The following is a 16,899-nucleotide window of genomic DNA, read 5'->3' on the forward strand; positions in this document are numbered from 1 at the left end:
AATGACGAGATCGGCGCGTATCTGGATGCGAACCGTTTCACCGAGCGGCTGCATGCACGCGCGGAAGACCGCTATTTCGGCAATCTCGCGTCGGGCAAGCCGCAGATTTACGGGGTTTATTGGTCGAAGCCGCAGGTGGCCGCGCGCCAGTCGCCGGCGCTGACGCAGGCGCGGGTGTTCCTGAACCGTCTGTGGCGGCATGCGGACGGTGCGCGCACCCATTTCGATCCCGATCAGGTGCCTGCGTACGCGGACCGGATTCGCCGCCGGCCGCCCGGTTCGACGTCGCTCGGGCTGTCGCCGCATGTCGACGGCGGCTCCGTCGAGCGCTGGCTCGGCGCGAATTTTCGGCAGGTCTATCGTCACGTGCTGGCCGGGCGCTGGCGCGACTACGATCCGTTCGATGCGGCGTTCCGCCCCGACGTCGAGGAAATTCCGTCGCCGGCCGTGTGTTCGATGTTCCGCACGTTCCAGGGCTGGACCGCGCTGACGCCGCAAGGGCCCGGCGACGGCACGCTGCAGCTGATTCCGGTCGCGAATGCGATGGCCTATGTCGTGCTGCGCGCGCTGCAGGACGACGTCGCCGACGACGACCTGTGCGGCGCGCGTCCCGGCCGCGCGCTGTCGATCCGCCCGGAATGGCACGCGCTGCTGCTCGACGCGCTCGTGCCGATCCCGCACATGGAGCCGGGCGACGCGGTGTTCTGGCATGGCGACGTCGTGCATGCGGTCGAGGATGCGCATCGCGGCAGCGGCGACAGCAACGTGATGTACATCGCGGCCGCGCCCGGCTGCGCGAAGAACGATGCGTACCTGCAACGCCAGCGTGTGGCGTTCCTGCGCGGCGACAGCCCGCCCGATTTCCCGGCCGATCATTTCGAGGTCGATTTCGACGGGCGCGCGCAGGCGGGCGAACTCACGGCGCTCGGCCGTGCGCAGATGGGGTTCGCGCCCGACGCGTAAAGCGTGTGAGGCGGGCGAAAACCGCCGTTCGCGAGAGGGCGGGCGGCCGGTCTGCCGAATCCGCTGCGTGACGCGCGCAATTCGACGCAATCGGCTGTCGGCACCGCCGAAATCGACGCGAATTGCGCAATTTGGCTTCCGATAATGGTCCGGACACAACGCCGCCGGCCCGTGCGCCGCACGGGTGCGGCAGACCATGGAGGAGTCGATGCAATTCACGCAAGCGATCGTTCGCCGTCCCGCGCCGTCCTGCGGCGCGGGTCTGACCACCGCCGAACTCGGCGCGCCCGATTACGACAAGACGCTCACGCAGTTCCACGCATACTGCGACGCGCTGCGCGCGCTCGGCGTCGAGTTGACCGAACTGCCGCCGCTGGATGCGTTTCCCGATTCGCACTTCGTCGAGGACGTCGCGGTCGTCACGCCCGAATTCGCGGTGATCACGCGCCCCGGCGCGCCTGCGCGGCGCGGCGAGACCGTTCATATCGAAGCGGCGCTCGCCGCGCATCGCGACCTATTGCCGATGCAGCAAGGCCGACTCGACGGCGGCGACGTGATGCAGGTCGGCAAGCGCTTCTTCATCGGCTTGACGAGCCGCACCGACGCGGAAGGTATCGCCGCGTTCGAGTCGCTGGTGTCGCGCCACGGCTATTCGGTCGTCGCGGTGCCGGTCGGCGCCGGCCTGCACCTGAAATCGGTCGTCAACGCGCTCGGCGACGACACGCTGCTCGTGACCGACGCACTGGCCGCGCATCCGGCGTTCGCCGACTATCGCCGGATCGCGATCTCGGCCGCCGACGAATACGCGGGCAACACGCTGCGCGTGAACGGCACGCTGATCACCCCGGCCGGTTACCCGCGCGTGCATGACGCGATCGCGTCGCTCGGGTTGCCGCTGCACGTGATCGACACGAGCGAATTCCGCAAGATGGACGGCGGCCTGACCTGCCTGTCGCTGCGGTTCTAGCCGATTGGCGCGCGGCCGCTTCGGCCGGATAATGTGGCCCCGCGCGGAACGGCAGACGTTGCGCGCACCAGCCACGACCCGACCGGAGCGAACGCGGATGACCGACAAGAAGATGCAGCTCGACAAGATCGATCTCCGGATCCTCGACATCCTGCGTACCGACGGGCGCATTTCCTACCGGAAGCTGTCGGAACTCGTGAACCTCACGCCGCGGCCGTGCCAGGCGCGCGTGGAGCGGCTCGAGGCGCTCGGCGTGATCGAAGGGTATCGCGCGGTGATCAAGGCGCCGCGCGCGACCAAGCCGATCGTCGTGATCGCGCAGATCGTGCTGGCCGACCACGGGCGTTCGCAGGCGCCGTTCGAAGAGGAAATGCGCGCGAATCCGGCCGTGCTCGACTGCTGGCTCGTCAGCGGCACGTTCGATTTTCTCGTGCGGCTCGCGTGCGAGGATCTCGACGAGTACCGGCGGATCGCGAACGTGTGGCTGGAAAGCCCGCGGTTCCGGATCGAGAAGATCGTGACGACGGCCGAACTGCAGGCGATCAAGCGCAGTGTCGTGTGATGCGACCGGCCCGGCAGGGCCGGTTTCGATGCGAATGACCGGAGCAATCGATTTGCATTCCAAATCAAATCGGCTGGCCGGATCACAATCAGGGTGAGCACTATGGATGCTATGCAAGCGGCAGCGGAGACGGCCGCGCCGTCCGGGACGACGCTGAAGCGCCGTCTGCAGGGCCGCCACATCGCGATGATCGCGATCGGCGGTTCGATCGGCACGGGGCTGTTCGTCGCGTCGGGCGCGTCGGTCGCGCAGGCGGGGCCGGGCGGGGCGATCGCCGCGTATCTCGCGATCGGGATCATGGTCTACTTCGTCGTCACGGGGCTCGGCGAGATGGCCGCGCTGATGCCGGTATCGGGCTCGTTCGCGATCTACGGCGAGAAGTATGTCGACGAAGGCTTCGGCGTCGCGCTGGGCTGGACCTACTGGTACAGCTGGGCGGTGACGATCGCGATCGAGCTGGTCGCCGCGCAGATCGTGATGCGCTACTGGTTTCCGTCGGTGCCGGGCGTGTCGTGGGGCGCGGGTTTCCTCGTGCTGATTTTCCTGCTCAATACGCTGTCGGTGCGCGGCTTCGGCGAATCGGAATACTGGTTCTCGCTGATCAAGGTCGTCACCGTGATCGCGTTCATCGCGGCCGGGCTGCTGATCGCGGCCGGCGTGCTGGGCGACGGGCATACCGGCACCGGGTATGCCGGCACCGGGCATACCGTCGGCTGGCGCAACTTCACGACCGGCGACGCGCCGTTCGTCGGCGGCGTGCACGCGATGATGAGCGTCGCGCTGATCGCGGGCTTCTCGTTCCTCGGCACCGAGCTGGTCGGCATCACGGCCGGCGAATCGGAAAACCCGCGCAAGACGATTCCGCGCGCGGTGAAGCAGATCTTCTGGCGGATCATGCTGTTCTACGTGCTCGCGATCTTCGTGATCGGCCTGCTCGTGCCGTACACCGATCCGAACCTGCTGAAGAGCGACGTGACCGATGTCGGCGTGAGCCCGTTTACGCTGGTGTTCAGCCACGCGGGGTTCCCGCTCGCCGCCGGCGCGATGAATCTGGTGATCCTGACGGCCGTGTTGTCGGCCGGCAATTCCGGCACCTACGCGGCGACGCGGATGCTGTACAACCTCGCGTCGGAAGGGCGCGCGCCGGCGATGTTCGCGACGCTGTCGCCGGGCGGCGTGCCGCGCAACGCGCTGTACGCGACGATGGCCGTCGGCGGGTTGTGCTTCCTCACGTCGCTGACCAACAACCAGCGCATCTATCTGTGGCTGCTGAATACGGTCGGCATCACCGGCTTCATCGCGTGGCTCGGCATTGCGGTCTGCCATTACCGGTTCCGCAAGGGATTCCTGAAGCAGGGCTATCGTCTCGATCAGCTGCCGTATCGCGCGAAATGGTTTCCGTTCGGGCCGTTGTTCGCGATCGCGATCTGCATCGTCATTTCGCTCGGCCAGGATTACCAGGCGTTTTTCGCGGCACGCATCGACTGGATGGAAGTGCTGTCGATCTATGTGTGGATTCCGCTGTTCGTCGCGATCTGGTGGGCGTATCGCCGCGCGCGCAAGAGCCGGCTCGTGCGCTACGAGGAGATGGACATCGGGCCGTGGCTCACGCGCTCGGTCGGGGCCGTCGACGCGGCCGCCGCGCAGCACGGGCAGCCGCATTGATCCTGCGTGAAATCCGCCCGCGCGCGCACTTTCCGCGGTACGTGCCCGGCCGTTACTTGTCCAGCTCCGGATAGTGCCGGAAGATCCCCATGTCGTTGAACGGGATGCGGCGTTCCGACTCGAGGTAGCGCGCGACCGGCGGATGCTGCGCGACGCGATCGTGCAGCGCGACCAGCGCCGCGACCTTGCGCTCCGCGCGCTTCATCGCTTTCGGGAACGCGTAGCGCAGGCCCTCGATCAACTGGAACATCGTCAGGTCCGCATAGGTGAGCGCGCTGCCGGCGATATAGCCGCTCTTGTGGGGATTCTGTTCGAGCAGGCGATCGAAGTAGCCGAGGAATTTCGGCAGCCGGTTCTCGAGGAAATCGGCGGCGCGCTCGGCTGCTTCCGCTTGCTGCTCCTCGTAGTAGAGGCCGCTGCCGATCGGATGGTGGGTGTCGTGGATCTCGGTGACGAAATCGGCGGCGGTCAGCTGGATCTGGTGCACCCACAGCCGGCCGGCTTCGTCGTCAGGCGCGAGCCCGAGCCGCGCGCCGAGAAACAGCAGGATGTTCGCGGTCTGCCCGACGACCACGTCGCCGGCCTTCAGGAACGGCGGCGCGAACGGCACGCATTCGGCCTTCGCGCTGTCCATCATGCGCATCATGGCCGACACGCCCATTCCGCGCCCCGATTCGCGCGCGACGTCGACGTAATCGGCCTCGGCCGCCTCGAGCGCGAGCCGCACGTATTCGCCGCGGCCCTGGATCTCGGGCCAGTAATAGAGTTCGTATTGCATGCAAGTCTCCTGTCCGGTCGATGCGCCGGGATGCACGCATCGCGATGGCGGGGAGGGCGGCCGCGCGCCGCCCGTTGCGAATAGACAGTCTATGAGATCGAGTGCGAAATGCCCGTGGCGCCGCGTGTCATGTGCGGCGTTCGTCGCAGCCATTCGGCCGGTCTCCGGTGAATGGCGACCTGCGTCGTGTCGGGGCCACGCATCGTATGCCTGCTGACGGTTCGCATGGCTTGATTCGGAAATGATCATTTCCTATAATGCCGCATGGCTACGAAAATTGCAGCGAACGTTGGCAGGCCGCGAGAATTCGATATGGATGACGCGCTGGACGGCTTCATCCGCGTCTTTCGCGAGCGTGGCTATCATGCGACTTCTATCGGCGACCTGTCCCGGGAGACGGGGCTCACTGCCGGCAGTCTTTACAAGGCCTTTGCCGACAAGAACGCGATATTCGTTGCCGCGTTGAACCGGTACATCGATCGGCGCGTAAGCGAGCTCAACGTGATCCTTGCCGATGAAAAAAGCGGACGAGACAAGGTGCGAGCGCTCCTGCGCTTTTACGCGGACGTCTCGCATGGAGACGAGGGTCGAAAGGGCTGTCTGGTCGTCGCCGGCGCCATTGTTCTGAGTACGCTGGATAGCGAGATCGCCGGCATCGTCCACAAATCGATGCAGAGGATCGAGCGTCTCCTTCGCGATTTGATCAAGCAAGGGCAGGCCGATGGATCCGTCGATGCCGCGCTGAACGCGCAAGCCGCGTCGAGCTGTCTGTTTGCCATGGTGCAGGGGCTTCGAGTGGTGGGGAAGCTCGGCCAGAGCCGGAGCGACATGTCGATGCTGGTCGACGAGGCAATGCGGCTGCTCGACTAAGGTTTCTGCGTTGCCCGACAGATGACTCGATGTGAGGTAACGCGCGAAACGGCGCATGCACGTGGTCCGGTTTCGCCGAATTGGGAAATGGGTATTTCCGAACGAAATGGCTCCCGCTGCCGGGGGGGGCATCATCCAGGACAGTCGATTCTGTAGAGAGGACGAACTTATGTACCAGCATCAATCAACCGAGGCTGCTTCGCACCTCGAGGCCACGCCCTATTTTCGGGAAGACCCGCGGCTCACCGGCTTTCGTCATCGGTTCGATACGGTAGACGGGGTGCGCCTTCATTTTGTCGAAGGAGGCCGCGCCGACGGCGAGACCATCGTCCTGCTCGCCGGGTTTCCGGAAAGCTGGTACGCGTGGCGGAGAGTCATGCCGCTTCTCGCGGACGAATTCAGGATCGTGGCGCCGGATCTTCCCGGACAAGGCGACTCGGACCGTCCACTCGTCGGTTACGACACACAGACCGTCGCGGCAACGCTTGCGCGCCTGCTGGAGCGGCAAAATATCGCGCGCTTTTACCTGGCCGCTCACGACGTCGGGGCGTGGGTCGCCTATCCGTTTGCCGCGATGTATCCCGAATCAGTGAAGCGATTGGCGTTGCTCGACGCGGGGATACCCGGCGTCACGCTGCCGGCCGCACTGCCGATCGAGCCCGGCAACGCATGGCGCACGTGGCACTTCGCATTTCATACTGTCGCCGACCTGCCGGAGACGCTGATTGCCGGCAAGGAGCGCGAGTATCTCGATTGGTTCTTGCGTCGCAAGGCGGCCAATCCCGAGTCGTTCTCCGACGCGGATGTCGACGAGTATCTCCGGGTGTTCACCCGGGACGGCGGGTTGCGAGCGGGGCTGGCCTTCTATCGGGCCGTGTCGGAGTCGTCGGCGCAGAACCGCAAGCTGCAGGCGCTGGGGAAGCTGAAGATGCCCGTGCTCGCCGTCAGTGCGGATCAGGGATCCATACCTGACATGGCGGGGCCGCTCGAACATGTCGCGGAGGAGGTGACGGCTGCGACGATCGCGTATAGCGGGCATTTCATTCCTGAAGAACAACCGCAGGCGCTGGCGCGCGAGTTGCGCGATTTCTTCCGGTAGCACGCCGCCGCAAGTCGATTGCAATGCCCTGGGGCGGCCTGCGACGGTCGAGAAATCGCGCCGCGCAAGCCAGCATGGGTGCGGCGCACGGATGCGTCGCACGCGTGGGCGCGTTTGGGCGGGTTGCGTATGGCTCGCGACAACCTGCGCCAAGTGCGTATGCCGACGGCGCGACTTGTCCGCGTCCAGCCGCCGCGCTTGCCGGGTAATGCTTATCCGGGTATCGCGTGTACCACCCAACTCACTGTTTCTATTAACTTTTTTCGTTATCGTGGTACTCCGCGGGCCGATTTTGCGTGGCATAATCGACCACATCCGCAAGGCTTGTAGTCACAACGACCCCGCATACCCATGGCACAGACTCTCTACGACAAACTGTGGAACACCCACGTGGTCCACACCGAGGAAGACGGCACGACCCTGCTCTACATCGACCGTCAGCTGCTGCATGAAGTCACGAGCCCGCAGGCATTCGAAGGGCTGAAGATCGCGCAGCGTCCGGTGTGGCGCATCAGCGCGAACCTGGCCGTGTCGGACCACAACGTGCCGACGACGGACCGCAGCCACGGCATCGCCGATCCCGTCTCGAAGCTGCAGGTCGACACGCTCGATTCGAACTGCGACGCATTCGGCATCACCCAATTCAAGATGAACGACGTGCGTCAGGGCATCGTCCACATCATCGGGCCGGAGCAGGGCGCGACGCTGCCGGGCATGACGATCGTGTGCGGCGATTCGCATACGTCGACGCACGGCGCGTTCGGCGCGCTCGCGCACGGCATCGGCACGTCGGAAGTCGAGCACGTGCTCGCGACGCAGACCCTGCTGCAGAAGAAGAGCAAGAACATGCTCGTGAAGGTCGAGGGCGCGCTGCCGCGCGGCTGTACCGCGAAGGACATCGTGCTCGCGATCATCGGCAAGATCGGTACCGCGGGCGGTACGGGCTACGCGATCGAATTCGGCGGCTCGACCATTCGCGCGCTGACGATGGAAGGCCGCATGACCGTCTGCAACATGGCGATCGAGGCCGGCGCGCGCGCAGGCATGGTCGCGGTGGACGACACGACGATCGATTACCTGAAGGGCCGTCCGTTCGTGCCGACCGGCGCGGAATGGGATCAGGCCGTCGAATACTGGCGGCAGTTCAAGTCGGACGACGGCGCGCAGTTCGACCGCGTGGTCGAGCTGAACGCGGCCGAGATCGTTCCGCAGGTCACGTGGGGCACGTCGCCGGAAATGGTCACGTCGATCGACGGTCGCGTGCCCGATCCCGAGCGCGAGAAGGATCCGGTCAAGCGCGACGCGATGGAGCGCGCGCTGGCATACATGGCGCTCGAGCCGAACACGCCGATCGAATCGATCAAGGTCGACAAGATCTTCATCGGCTCGTGCACGAACGCACGGATCGAGGACATCCGCGCGGCCGCGTACGTCGTGAAGAAGCTGAACCGTCGCGTCGCGTCGAACGTGCGGCTCGCGATGGTCGTGCCGGGCTCGGGCCTCGTGAAGGCGCAGGCCGAGCGCGAAGGGCTCGACAAGGTGTTCACCGATGCGGGCTTCGAATGGCGCGAGCCGGGCTGCTCGATGTGCCTCGCGATGAACGCCGACCGGCTCGAGCCGGGCGAGCGCTGCGCGTCGACGTCGAACCGCAACTTCGAAGGCCGGCAGGGCGCGGGCGGTCGCACGCACCTCGTGAGCCCCGCGATGGCGGCGGCCGCGGCGATCGAAGGTCACTTCGTCGACATTCGCCAGCTGGGGTAACACGTGACGGCATCGAAGGTCATCGCGCGGCTGGTTGCCGCGCTGGCGCTGGCGGGGTTGGGCTTCGGCCTGGCCGGCTGCAATACCGTCCGAGGCTTCGGGGAAGACGTCAACGCCGCCGGCAGCGCACTGAAGCGCGCCGCGGAGTGACGTTTCCCGCCGAGAATTTGTCGATGTGCGCCGGCTGAATGCCGGCCCTTCAACCGGATAGACGGATCATGGAAAAATTCACTGTACATACCGGCGTCGTGGCGCCGCTCGATCGCGAGAACGTCGACACCGACGCGATCATCCCGAAGCAGTTCCTGAAGTCGATCAAGCGCACGGGCTTCGGTCCGAACGCATTCGACGAGTGGCGCTATCTCGATCACGGCGAGCCGGGCCAGGACAATTCGAAGCGTCCGCTGAACCCGGACTTCGTGCTGAACCAGCCGCGCTACCAGGGCGCCTCGGTGCTGCTTGCACGCAAGAACTTCGGCTGCGGCAGCTCGCGCGAGCACGCGCCGTGGGCGCTGCAGCAGTACGGCTTCCGCGCGATCATCGCGCCGAGCTTCGCCGACATCTTCTTCAACAACTGCTACAAGAACGGGCTGCTGCCGATCGTGCTGACCGAGCAGCAGGTCGATCACCTGTTCAACGAGACGGTCGCGTTCAACGGCTTTCAACTGACGATCGACCTCGACGCGCAGGTCGTGCGCGCGGGCGACGGCCGCGAGTATCCGTTCGAGATCGCCGCGTTCCGCAAGTACTGCCTGCTGAACGGCTTCGACGACATCGGCCTCACGCTGCGCCACGCGGACAAGATCCGCCAGTTCGAAGCGGAGCGGCTCGTGAAGCAGCCGTGGCTCAACACCAAGCTGGTCGGCTGATCGCGCGTGGCGGGCGGGCGCGCCGTGCGTGCGCTCGCCGGCTTGCCTCCATAACAATCTACTCAGTCAGGAATTTCGCATGAAGATTGCAGTGCTGCCCGGCGACGGCATCGGTCCGGAAATCGTCAATGAAGCGGTGAAGGTGCTGAACGCACTCGACGAGAAGTTCGAACTCGAACAGGCGCCGGTCGGCGGCGCGGGCTACGAGGCGAGCGGCCATCCGCTGCCCGACGCGACGCTGGCGCTCGCGAAGCAGGCCGACGCGATCCTGTTCGGCGCGGTCGGCGACTGGAAGTACGACTCGCTGGAGCGCGCGCTGCGCCCCGAGCAGGCGATTCTCGGGCTGCGCAAGCACCTCGAGCTGTTCGCGAACTTCCGCCCGGCGATCTGCTATCCGCAGCTCGTCGATGCGTCGCCGTTGAAGCCGGAGCTCGTCGCGGGCCTCGACATCCTGATCGTGCGCGAACTGAACGGCGACATCTACTTCGGCCAGCCGCGCGGCGTGCGCGCGGCGCCGGACGGCCCGTTCGCCGGCGAGCGCGAAGGCTTCGACACGATGCGCTATTCGGAGCCGGAAGTGCGCCGCATCGCGCACGTCGCGTTCCAGGCCGCGCAAAAGCGCGCGAAGAAGCTGCTGTCGGTGGACAAGTCGAACGTGCTGGAAACGTCGCAGTTCTGGCGCGACATCATGATCGACGTGTCGAAGGAATACGCGGACGTCGAGCTGTCGCACATGTACGTCGACAACGCGGCGATGCAGCTCGCGAAGGCGCCGAAGCAGTTCGACGTGATCGTCACGGGCAACATGTTCGGCGACATCCTGTCGGATGAAGCGTCGATGCTGACGGGTTCGATCGGCATGCTGCCGTCGGCGTCGCTCGACAAGCACAACAAGGGGCTGTACGAGCCGTCGCACGGTTCGGCGCCGGACATCGCGGGCAAGGGCATCGCGAACCCGCTCGCGACGATCCTGTCGGCCGCGATGCTGCTGCGCTACTCGCTGAATCGCGCGGAGCAGGCCGATCGCATCGAGCGCGCGGTGAAAACGGTGCTCGAACAGGGTTATCGCACGGGCGACATCGCGACGCCGGGCTGCAAGCAGGTCGGCACGGCGGCGATGGGCGACGCGGTGGTCGCCGCGCTGTAAGTGGACGGAAGTGCAGTCCGGTAATTAAGATGAAAAGGGCGCGAACGGGCCGAAAAAATCGGCCGGTTCGCGCACCGTTGGCCGTTGTGCGGGCCAGCGGCTTTGTGTAGACTCGAACGATGGCGCTGATTTCCCTGATCTCCCCGGTCCTGAAACTCCACGGCAACACTGCCCGTGCGGGTGCGCGCGCCATCGTCATCACGAAAACCATTACCACGAAAACGATCATTAAACGCTGATCGCCGTCGTGCCCGCCTGTTTCCCCGCGCGGTCACGCGGGGACGGAAATGGCGGGGAAGCTCCATTCAAGCAAAGGGTTAGTCATGAACGTAGGTCTCGTAGGTTGGCGCGGCATGGTCGGCAGCGTCCTGATGCAGCGCATGCAGGAAGAGGGCGATTTCGACCTGATCGAACCGGTGTTCTTCAGCACCAGCAACACGGGCGGCAAGGCGCCGTCGTTCGCGAAAAACGAGACTACGCTCAAGGACGCGACCAACGTCGACGAGCTGAAGAAGTGCGACGTGATCATCACGTGCCAGGGCGGCGACTACACGAACGACGTGTTCCCGAAGCTGCGCGCGGCCGGCTGGAACGGCTACTGGATCGACGCGGCATCGTCGCTGCGGATGCAGGACGACGCGGTCATCATCCTCGATCCGGTCAACCTCGACGTGATCAAGGACGCGCTGGTCAAGGGCACGAAGAACTTCATCGGCGGCAACTGCACGGTCAGCCTGATGCTGATGGCGCTCGGCGGCCTGTTCCGCGAGAACCTCGTCGACTGGATCACGGCGATGACCTACCAGGCCGCATCGGGCGCGGGCGCGCAGAACATGCGCGAGCTGCTGTCGCAGATGGGCACGCTGAACGGCGCGGTGCAGGAACAGCTCGCCGATCCGGCGTCCGCGATCCTCGACATCGACCGTCGCGTGCTGGCCGCGATGAACAGCGACGCGATGCCGACGAGCCACTTCGGCGTGCCGCTGGCCGGTTCGCTGATTCCGTGGATCGACAAGGATCTCGGCAACGGGATGTCGAAGGAAGAGTGGAAGGGCGGCGCGGAAACCAACAAGATCCTCGGCAAGCCGGCGATGGGCGAGCCGGGTTCGATCCCGGTCGATGGCCTGTGCGTGCGGATCGGCGCGATGCGCTGCCACTCGCAGGCGCTGACGATCAAGCTGAAGAAGGACGTGCCGCTCGACGAGATCAACGGCATCCTCGCATCGGCGAACGACTGGGTGAAGGTCGTGCCGAACGAGCGTGAAGCGTCGATGCGCGACCTGTCGCCGGCGAAGATCACCGGCACGCTGTCGGTGCCGGTCGGCCGCCTGCGCAAGCTCGCGATGGGCGGCGAATACCTGTCGGCGTTCACGGTCGGCGACCAGCTGCTGTGGGGCGCGGCCGAGCCGCTGCGCCGCATGCTGCGCATCCTGCTCGACAAGTAAGCACGCTGGCGGTCCGGCCCGCGGGCCGCGCTGCACGATACGACGCGCCGCGTCGGCCTTGGGATTCAGGGGCGGCGCGGCGCATTTTTCATGGGCGGTCGTTCAGCGCAGGTTCAGCAGCGTCTGGTCGACGGCCTGCTGGGTCTTGATCGTCTGCGCATTCGCCTGGTAATTGCGCTGCGCGGTGATCAGGTTCACGAGCTCGGTCGTCAGGTTGACGTTCGAGTTTTCGAGCGCGCTACCCTGCAGCGTGCCGTGGTTCGTGCTGCCAGGAGCTGAGATCTGCGGCACGCCCGACGCGGCCGTTTCCGCATACTGGTTGCCGCCGATGTTCACGAGCCCGTTCGGGTTGTTGAAGTTCGCCAGCGCGATCAGGCCGAGCACCGCGCTCTGGCCGTTCGAATAGTTGCCGGTCAGCTTGCCGTCGGTGCCGATCGAGAACGTCGTCAGCGTGCCGCTCGCGAATCCGTCCTGCGCGAGATTGTTCACGCCGTCCTTGCCGCCGTACTGCGTCGTGCCGCCGAGGTCGAGCGTCAGGTTCTGCGGATTGGCGCCGCCCGTCGTGTTCGGGATCGAGAACGCGAACTGGCCGAGGCTTGGCGTCGGCTGGCCGGTCGCGGCCGACGTCGTCGAGCTGAGCCGGCCCGATGCATCGAACGTGACGGTGCCGAGATTCGTCGGCGTCTGGCCCTGCACGCCCGCGTAGGCTTGCCACGTGCCGGCCGCGTTCTTCGCGAAGTACATCGTGACCTGTTGCGAGCCGCCGAGCGTGTCGTAGACCTGGATCGACGAATTGTAGTTGTACGTCGTGTTGTCGGTCGCGTTGAACGGCGTCTTGGCCGGCACCTTGTCTTGCGCGTTCAGGTTGAACTGGCCGGTGATCTTGCTCGTCGCGCGCGGTGCGATGTTGCTGGTCGGCGCCTGCAGCGGCACGGTCTGCGCGGTGTTGATCATGCCGCCGGCGCCTGCCGCATAGCCCATCAGGTTGCGGCCTTGCGCGTCGACGATCGCGCCGTTCTTGTCGCGGTGGAACGTGCCGTCGCGCGAGTACGTGGTCACGCCGTTGCTCGACATCTGGAAGAAGCCGTTGCCGTTGATTGCAACGTCGAGCGACGACTTCGTCGAGTTGATCGTCCCCTGGCCGAAATTCTGCTGCACCGACGCGAGCCGCGTGCCGATGCCGATCTGCGTGTTGACCGACGTCGCGACCGAATTCGCGTACATGTCGGCGAAGTTCGCGCGTCCCTGCTTGAAGCCGACCGTGTTTGCGTTCGCGATGTTGTTGCCGATGACGTCGAGATTGCTCGACGCCCCGGCCAACCCGCTCAAACCCTGCTGATAGCCCATGTTCGTCCCCGTAACGAGCTCGTGAGTGAATGCAGTCGTGCGACTGCGCGATGACCCTCCGGTACTTCACGGCATCAGTCCGACCGCGTGCTGCTGTCTTTCCGACATGGGCGGGCGCGAGGTCGAAATGTGCCGATTCCTGTTTGAAGGCGATCGTATCGACGGCGGTTATCAGGTCTGTGTAATTTTGTGTAATGCAATTGAATTGATGCAGAAACGATCGCTTTTGTATGAGCAATGGGTCGTGTGGAAGGGGTGAAAGCCTTGCGGGGCGGGGCTTTGGCGGTGTGAATTTTCATTTTCTCCGATAAGAGCGGGAAATTGCCTTCTTATCGACGAATTGGAATTGATCGGGATGGGATTAATCGCCGGTCGAGATTTGTTTTGATTGTGCGGCTGGTCATTCATTAACGGCGGGCGGGATGGATTGTTGAGGAAACGCTTGCGATTCTGTTGCTCCGGTCCTTCGGAGGATGTCCGCTGAGCGCCACAAGGCCGTGTCATTCGAGTGGGGCGCGAGTCTGCGTGAGGCGGCTTTCGACTGCGGCAAGCAGGTTCATTTTTACGGGTTGGATACATGGACTGCGACACGCGCACCCGCTCGACATGAGCGCCCGCCCGCGCCCGGTGGCACCTGCCGGCGACGAATTCGGCCGGAACCCGATCGCGTGAAGTAAACTACGCGGTTACGACGCACAGACCCGCCGAAAGCGTCGCGTTCCGCGCGACGCTTTTGCATTTCTGCCGCCACTTTATTGACGCTTCCAACCGCGAATCCGAGCCGCGCCCGCGCGCGGCGATAGAGCCAACGATGTCCCGAATTTCCTTGTTTTCGCGTCAGTCCCGCTTGTCGCGCGCCGTGCGTGGCGCGCTGGCGATCCTGGCGCTCGGCGTAGCCGCATCGGCGTGGGCAGTCGGCACCGGCGAATTGCCGGCGTCCGCCGCCGGCGCCGCCGCTCCGCTTACCGTGACGGTCCAGCCGGGCCAGTCGCTGAACGACATCGCGAAAGCGGCCACGCAATCGCATGATCCGGCCGTGCTCGCACGCGCTGGCCGTGCGTTGTTCGATGCCAATCCGCAGGCGTTCATGAAACGCGACGCGAGCCGCCTGAAAGTCGGCGCGACGCTGACCGTGCCCGCGCTCGACGCGACCGGCGCGGCGCTCGTGCCGGCCGGCGCATCCGCTGCCTCCGGTGCGGCGGCTGCTTCCGCGCCCGCCGCCGCATCGGGCGGAGCGGCGCTCGCGCAGCACGGCGCATCCGCGCCGCATCCCGGCTCGGCCGTGCAACCCGCGCCGGTGGCGCCGGCCGTGCACGCGGCTCCGGTGAGCGGGGCGAGCGTCTCGACGGCGACGGCGGCGGGGGCGTTGGCTTCGAGCGGTGCTTCGGCTTCGATCGGCGCGTCGGCCGCATATGGCGCGTCGGCTGTCGAAAGCACGCAGCCGGCGGCGTCCACGGCCGGGGCAAGCGGCCCGCACGTGTGGAGCGGTGCGATCCAGTCGGCGCCGTCGTCCGCGAGCGAGGCTGCGGGGCAGGCGGTGCCGGGTAGCCCGGTTTCCGGCGTGCATGAACCGGCCGGCGCGGCGCCCGCCGTGAGTGCGTCGCAGCCGCGGCCGTCGAGCCTGCAGCAATTGCTGGCGTTGAAGAATCGCGTGCTGATGGAGTTGCAGAAGCACGGCATCGGCAAGCCGGCGACGACGACCGGCGTCGCGCCTGCTCCGGTGCCCGCCACGCCGCGTCCGGCCGTGAATGACGCGGGTGCATCGGCCGCGGCATCGACGGCGGACGAAGCCGCGTCGGGTGTGGCAGCCAGTGCGCCGCAATCGGCATCGGCTTCGGTACAACGGGTCGCGCCTGTCGCGACGCCTGCACGGCGTACCGAACAGATGGACTGGCGCCCGGTCGCCGTGGCCGGCGCTGCCGTGATCGTGCTTGCGGCCGGCTTCGCATGGCGCAAGCGCCGCAAGGGTCGCCGCGCTGACGATGCGGGTACCGTTGCGACCGCGGCCGCAGGGGGCGGTGCCGTGGCTGCGGAAGCCGAAGCCGCGTCGTCTGTCGAACGAGAACTGCCGATCACGCCCGAGATGCCGGTCGCACGCGATGCGGCGTCCGACCTGAACCTCGCCGCGGCGACTGCCGCTGCGGCGGAGACGATCGAGCCGCCCGCAGCGGACACATCGCCTGTGCCCGAAGTGGCGGCACCGCACGACGGGTCGCCCGAATTGCCGGCTGCTCACGCTACGGGGCCGCTTGCGAACGAGGCGACTCCGGCTCCGGTCGAGGCTCCGCACGACGCAGAACCGGCGGAAAAAACCAACCGCAGCGGACCAGCCAGCCGACCCGACCGCCGCATCCGCCGCACCTGCGACGACCGAAGCGCAGCACGCGTCGCTGATGCAGAACGCGATCAGCGCGCTCAACAGTCTCGACATGCCGTTGCCGCCGCGGACGGCGGACGAGCCATCGTCGACGGCGGAGGAACCGTCTGCGCGGGCAGTGCAGTCCGATGTCGATAAAATCGCAACTAACGGTCAATCCGCGCAGCACCCGCCAACGGGCGCGAGTGAACCGGCACCGGAACATCCCGCCGACCAGGACGAGGAGTTCGATTGGGACCCGGACGCAGCGACGCCCGCCGGCCAAGCTGGCAGCCCGCCCGTGACGACATCGCTGCCCCCGCTCGGCGGCGCGCAGTTCGGCGCGCTGAAGCTCGACTTCGATCTCGACCTGCCGTCCACGCCGGGCGCCGCGCTGCCCGCGCTCACCGCGGACGAGCTCGCGCGCATCGCCCGCAACAAGCTCGACCTCGCGGCCGAATACGTCGAACTGGGCGACCTGTCCGGCGCGCGGACGCTGCTGCAGGAAGTGATCGACGCGAACGACGCCGCGACTCGCGACGATGCACGCGCGCTGCTCGCGAAACTGGCGGACGAGGCGTGATGCGGATCGCGCTGGGCATCCAGTACGACGGCGCGGCGTTCTGCGGCTGGCAGGCGCAGCCGCACGGCAAGACCGTGCAGGATCGGCTCGAACATGCGCTGGCCGAATTCGCGCGGGTGCCGCTGCACACGACGGTGGCGGGGCGCACCGACACCGGCGTGCACGGGCTCGGACAAGTCGTGCATTTCGACACCGATCTCGAGCGGGAGGTGTTCTCGTGGGTGCGCGGCACCAATGCGTTCCTGCCGTCGACCGTGTCGGTGCAATGGGCGAAGCCGATGCCGGATACGTTCCATGCGCGTTTCTCGGCGTTCGAGCGCACCTACTACTACGCGCTGTACGTGCATCCGGTACGTTCGCCGATGCTGGCCGGGCGCGCCGGCTGGATCCACACGCCGCTCGACGACGACGCGATGCGCGCCGCCGCCGCGCACCTGATCGGCGAGCACGACTTTTCGTCGTTCCGGTCGTCGGAATGCCAGTCGAA

The 16,899-nt window shown here is 66.2% G+C and carries 16 protein-coding genes and 1 pseudogene; 15 read left to right on the top strand and 2 right to left on the bottom strand.

Going from position 1 to position 16,899, the window contains the following annotated elements; all coding sequences use genetic code 11:
• The 4 genes from JMF90_RS03225 to JMF90_RS03240 form a co-directional block, all read left to right on the top strand.
• The coding region (locus tag JMF90_RS03225) for a YbiU family protein (RefSeq protein WP_201324957.1) at positions 1 to 963 on the top strand (963 nt) is incomplete at its 5' end.
• 208 nt (positions 964 to 1,171) lie between these two features.
• Positions 1,172 to 1,930, top strand: coding sequence for a dimethylarginine dimethylaminohydrolase family protein (locus JMF90_RS03230; protein WP_023474468.1), 759 nt, complete (start codon positions 1,172 to 1,174; stop codon positions 1,928 to 1,930).
• A gap of 97 nt (positions 1,931 to 2,027) precedes the next feature.
• Positions 2,028 to 2,492: an Lrp/AsnC family transcriptional regulator gene (locus JMF90_RS03235; RefSeq protein ID WP_006487769.1), complete on the top strand. Its 465-nt coding sequence runs from the start codon at positions 2,028 to 2,030 to the stop codon at positions 2,490 to 2,492.
• 102 nt (positions 2,493 to 2,594) lie between these two features.
• Positions 2,595 to 4,157, top strand: a complete 1,563-nt coding sequence (locus JMF90_RS03240) for an amino acid permease (protein WP_011548102.1) — start codon at positions 2,595 to 2,597, stop codon at positions 4,155 to 4,157.
• Positions 4,158 to 4,209: 52 nt separating this feature from the next.
• On the opposite strand, the gene JMF90_RS03245 is transcribed toward JMF90_RS03240, so the two are convergent.
• A complete protein-coding gene (locus JMF90_RS03245; protein ID WP_011548101.1) occupies positions 4,210 to 4,935 on the bottom strand; it encodes a glutathione S-transferase in 726 nt (241 codons plus the stop codon).
• 264 nt (positions 4,936 to 5,199) lie between these two features.
• Here JMF90_RS03245 and JMF90_RS03250 point away from each other — a divergent pair, with 264 nt between their 5' ends.
• The 8 genes from JMF90_RS03250 (at position 5,200) to asd (ending at position 12,126) form a co-directional block, all read left to right on the top strand.
• Positions 5,200 to 5,805 carry a TetR/AcrR family transcriptional regulator gene (locus JMF90_RS03250; protein WP_011548100.1) on the top strand — a complete coding sequence of 202 codons (606 nt, stop codon included), beginning with the start codon at positions 5,200 to 5,202 and terminating at the stop codon, positions 5,803 to 5,805.
• Positions 5,806 to 5,974: 169 nt separating this feature from the next.
• Positions 5,975 to 6,904: an alpha/beta fold hydrolase gene (locus JMF90_RS03255; RefSeq protein WP_011548099.1), complete on the top strand. Its 930-nt coding sequence runs from the start codon at positions 5,975 to 5,977 to the stop codon at positions 6,902 to 6,904.
• 351 nt (positions 6,905 to 7,255) lie between these two features.
• Positions 7,256 to 8,665, top strand: a complete 1,410-nt coding sequence (gene leuC, locus JMF90_RS03260) for a 3-isopropylmalate dehydratase large subunit (RefSeq protein WP_006479340.1) — start codon at positions 7,256 to 7,258, stop codon at positions 8,663 to 8,665.
• A gap of 3 nt (positions 8,666 to 8,668) precedes the next feature.
• Positions 8,669 to 8,815, top strand: coding sequence for an entericidin A/B family lipoprotein (locus tag JMF90_RS03265; protein WP_011548098.1), 147 nt, complete (start codon positions 8,669 to 8,671; stop codon positions 8,813 to 8,815).
• Positions 8,816 to 8,883: 68 nt separating this feature from the next.
• Entirely contained in the window at positions 8,884 to 9,534 is a 651-nt protein-coding gene (gene leuD, locus JMF90_RS03270) for a 3-isopropylmalate dehydratase small subunit (RefSeq protein WP_011548097.1), read from the top strand.
• 79 nt (positions 9,535 to 9,613) lie between these two features.
• Complete coding sequence (leuB, locus tag JMF90_RS03275) at positions 9,614 to 10,681, top strand: 3-isopropylmalate dehydrogenase (protein WP_011548096.1); 1,068 nt, start codon at positions 9,614 to 9,616, stop codon at positions 10,679 to 10,681.
• A 119-nt stretch (positions 10,682 to 10,800) separates the two neighbouring features.
• Entirely contained in the window at positions 10,801 to 10,920 is a 120-nt protein-coding gene (locus JMF90_RS03280) for a hypothetical protein (RefSeq protein ID WP_006756675.1), read from the top strand.
• A gap of 84 nt (positions 10,921 to 11,004) precedes the next feature.
• Positions 11,005 to 12,126: an aspartate-semialdehyde dehydrogenase gene (gene asd / locus JMF90_RS03285; RefSeq protein ID WP_012338485.1), complete on the top strand. Its 1,122-nt coding sequence runs from the start codon at positions 11,005 to 11,007 to the stop codon at positions 12,124 to 12,126.
• Positions 12,127 to 12,228: 102 nt separating this feature from the next.
• Here asd and flgE read toward each other — a convergent pair whose 3' ends face one another.
• A complete protein-coding gene (gene flgE / locus JMF90_RS03290) occupies positions 12,229 to 13,473 on the bottom strand; it encodes a flagellar hook protein FlgE (RefSeq protein ID WP_011548095.1) in 1,245 nt (414 codons plus the stop codon).
• 25 nt (positions 13,474 to 13,498) lie between these two features.
• Between flgE and JMF90_RS03295 the strand changes: the two genes are divergently transcribed.
• The 3 genes and pseudogenes from JMF90_RS03295 to JMF90_RS03305 all read left to right on the top strand — a co-directional run.
• Positions 13,499 to 13,732, top strand: a complete 234-nt coding sequence (locus tag JMF90_RS03295; RefSeq protein ID WP_125381456.1) for a hypothetical protein — start codon at positions 13,499 to 13,501, stop codon at positions 13,730 to 13,732.
• A gap of 552 nt (positions 13,733 to 14,284) precedes the next feature.
• Positions 14,285 to 16,412, top strand: a pseudogene (locus tag JMF90_RS03300) (FimV/HubP family polar landmark protein).
• On the top strand, positions 16,412 to 16,899 hold a 488-nt coding region (locus tag JMF90_RS03305; protein WP_201324958.1), incomplete at its 3' end, for a tRNA pseudouridine synthase A. The pseudogene JMF90_RS03300 and the gene JMF90_RS03305, both read left to right, overlap by 1 nt.

The organism is Burkholderia sp. E168m23, assembly GCF_016586125.1.
Lineage (GTDB): Bacteria > Pseudomonadota > Gammaproteobacteria > Burkholderiales > Burkholderiaceae > Burkholderia > Burkholderia orbicola.

What these genes read in the sequence shown, in the direction of transcription:
- JMF90_RS03230 (WP_023474468.1), top strand. Translation starts at nt 1,172, where the DNA reads ATGCAATTCACGCAAGCGATCGTTCGCCGTCCCGCGCCGTCCTGCGGC.
- JMF90_RS03235 (WP_006487769.1), top strand. Translation starts at nt 2,028, where the DNA reads ATGACCGACAAGAAGATGCAGCTCGACAAGATCGATCTCCGGATCCTC.
- JMF90_RS03240 (WP_011548102.1), top strand. Translation starts at nt 2,595, where the DNA reads ATGGATGCTATGCAAGCGGCAGCGGAGACGGCCGCGCCGTCCGGGACG.
- JMF90_RS03245 (WP_011548101.1), bottom strand. Translation starts at nt 4,935, where the DNA reads ATGCAATACGAACTCTATTACTGGCCCGAGATCCAGGGCCGCGGCGAA.
- JMF90_RS03250 (WP_011548100.1), top strand. Translation starts at nt 5,200, where the DNA reads ATGGCTACGAAAATTGCAGCGAACGTTGGCAGGCCGCGAGAATTCGAT.
- JMF90_RS03255 (WP_011548099.1), top strand. Translation starts at nt 5,975, where the DNA reads ATGTACCAGCATCAATCAACCGAGGCTGCTTCGCACCTCGAGGCCACG.
- leuC (WP_006479340.1), top strand. Translation starts at nt 7,256, where the DNA reads ATGGCACAGACTCTCTACGACAAACTGTGGAACACCCACGTGGTCCAC.
- leuD (WP_011548097.1), top strand. Translation starts at nt 8,884, where the DNA reads ATGGAAAAATTCACTGTACATACCGGCGTCGTGGCGCCGCTCGATCGC.
- leuB (WP_011548096.1), top strand. Translation starts at nt 9,614, where the DNA reads ATGAAGATTGCAGTGCTGCCCGGCGACGGCATCGGTCCGGAAATCGTC.
- JMF90_RS03280 (WP_006756675.1), top strand. Translation starts at nt 10,801, where the DNA reads ATGGCGCTGATTTCCCTGATCTCCCCGGTCCTGAAACTCCACGGCAAC.
- asd (WP_012338485.1), top strand. Translation starts at nt 11,005, where the DNA reads ATGAACGTAGGTCTCGTAGGTTGGCGCGGCATGGTCGGCAGCGTCCTG.
- flgE (WP_011548095.1), bottom strand. Translation starts at nt 13,473, where the DNA reads ATGGGCTATCAGCAGGGTTTGAGCGGGTTGGCCGGGGCGTCGAGCAAT.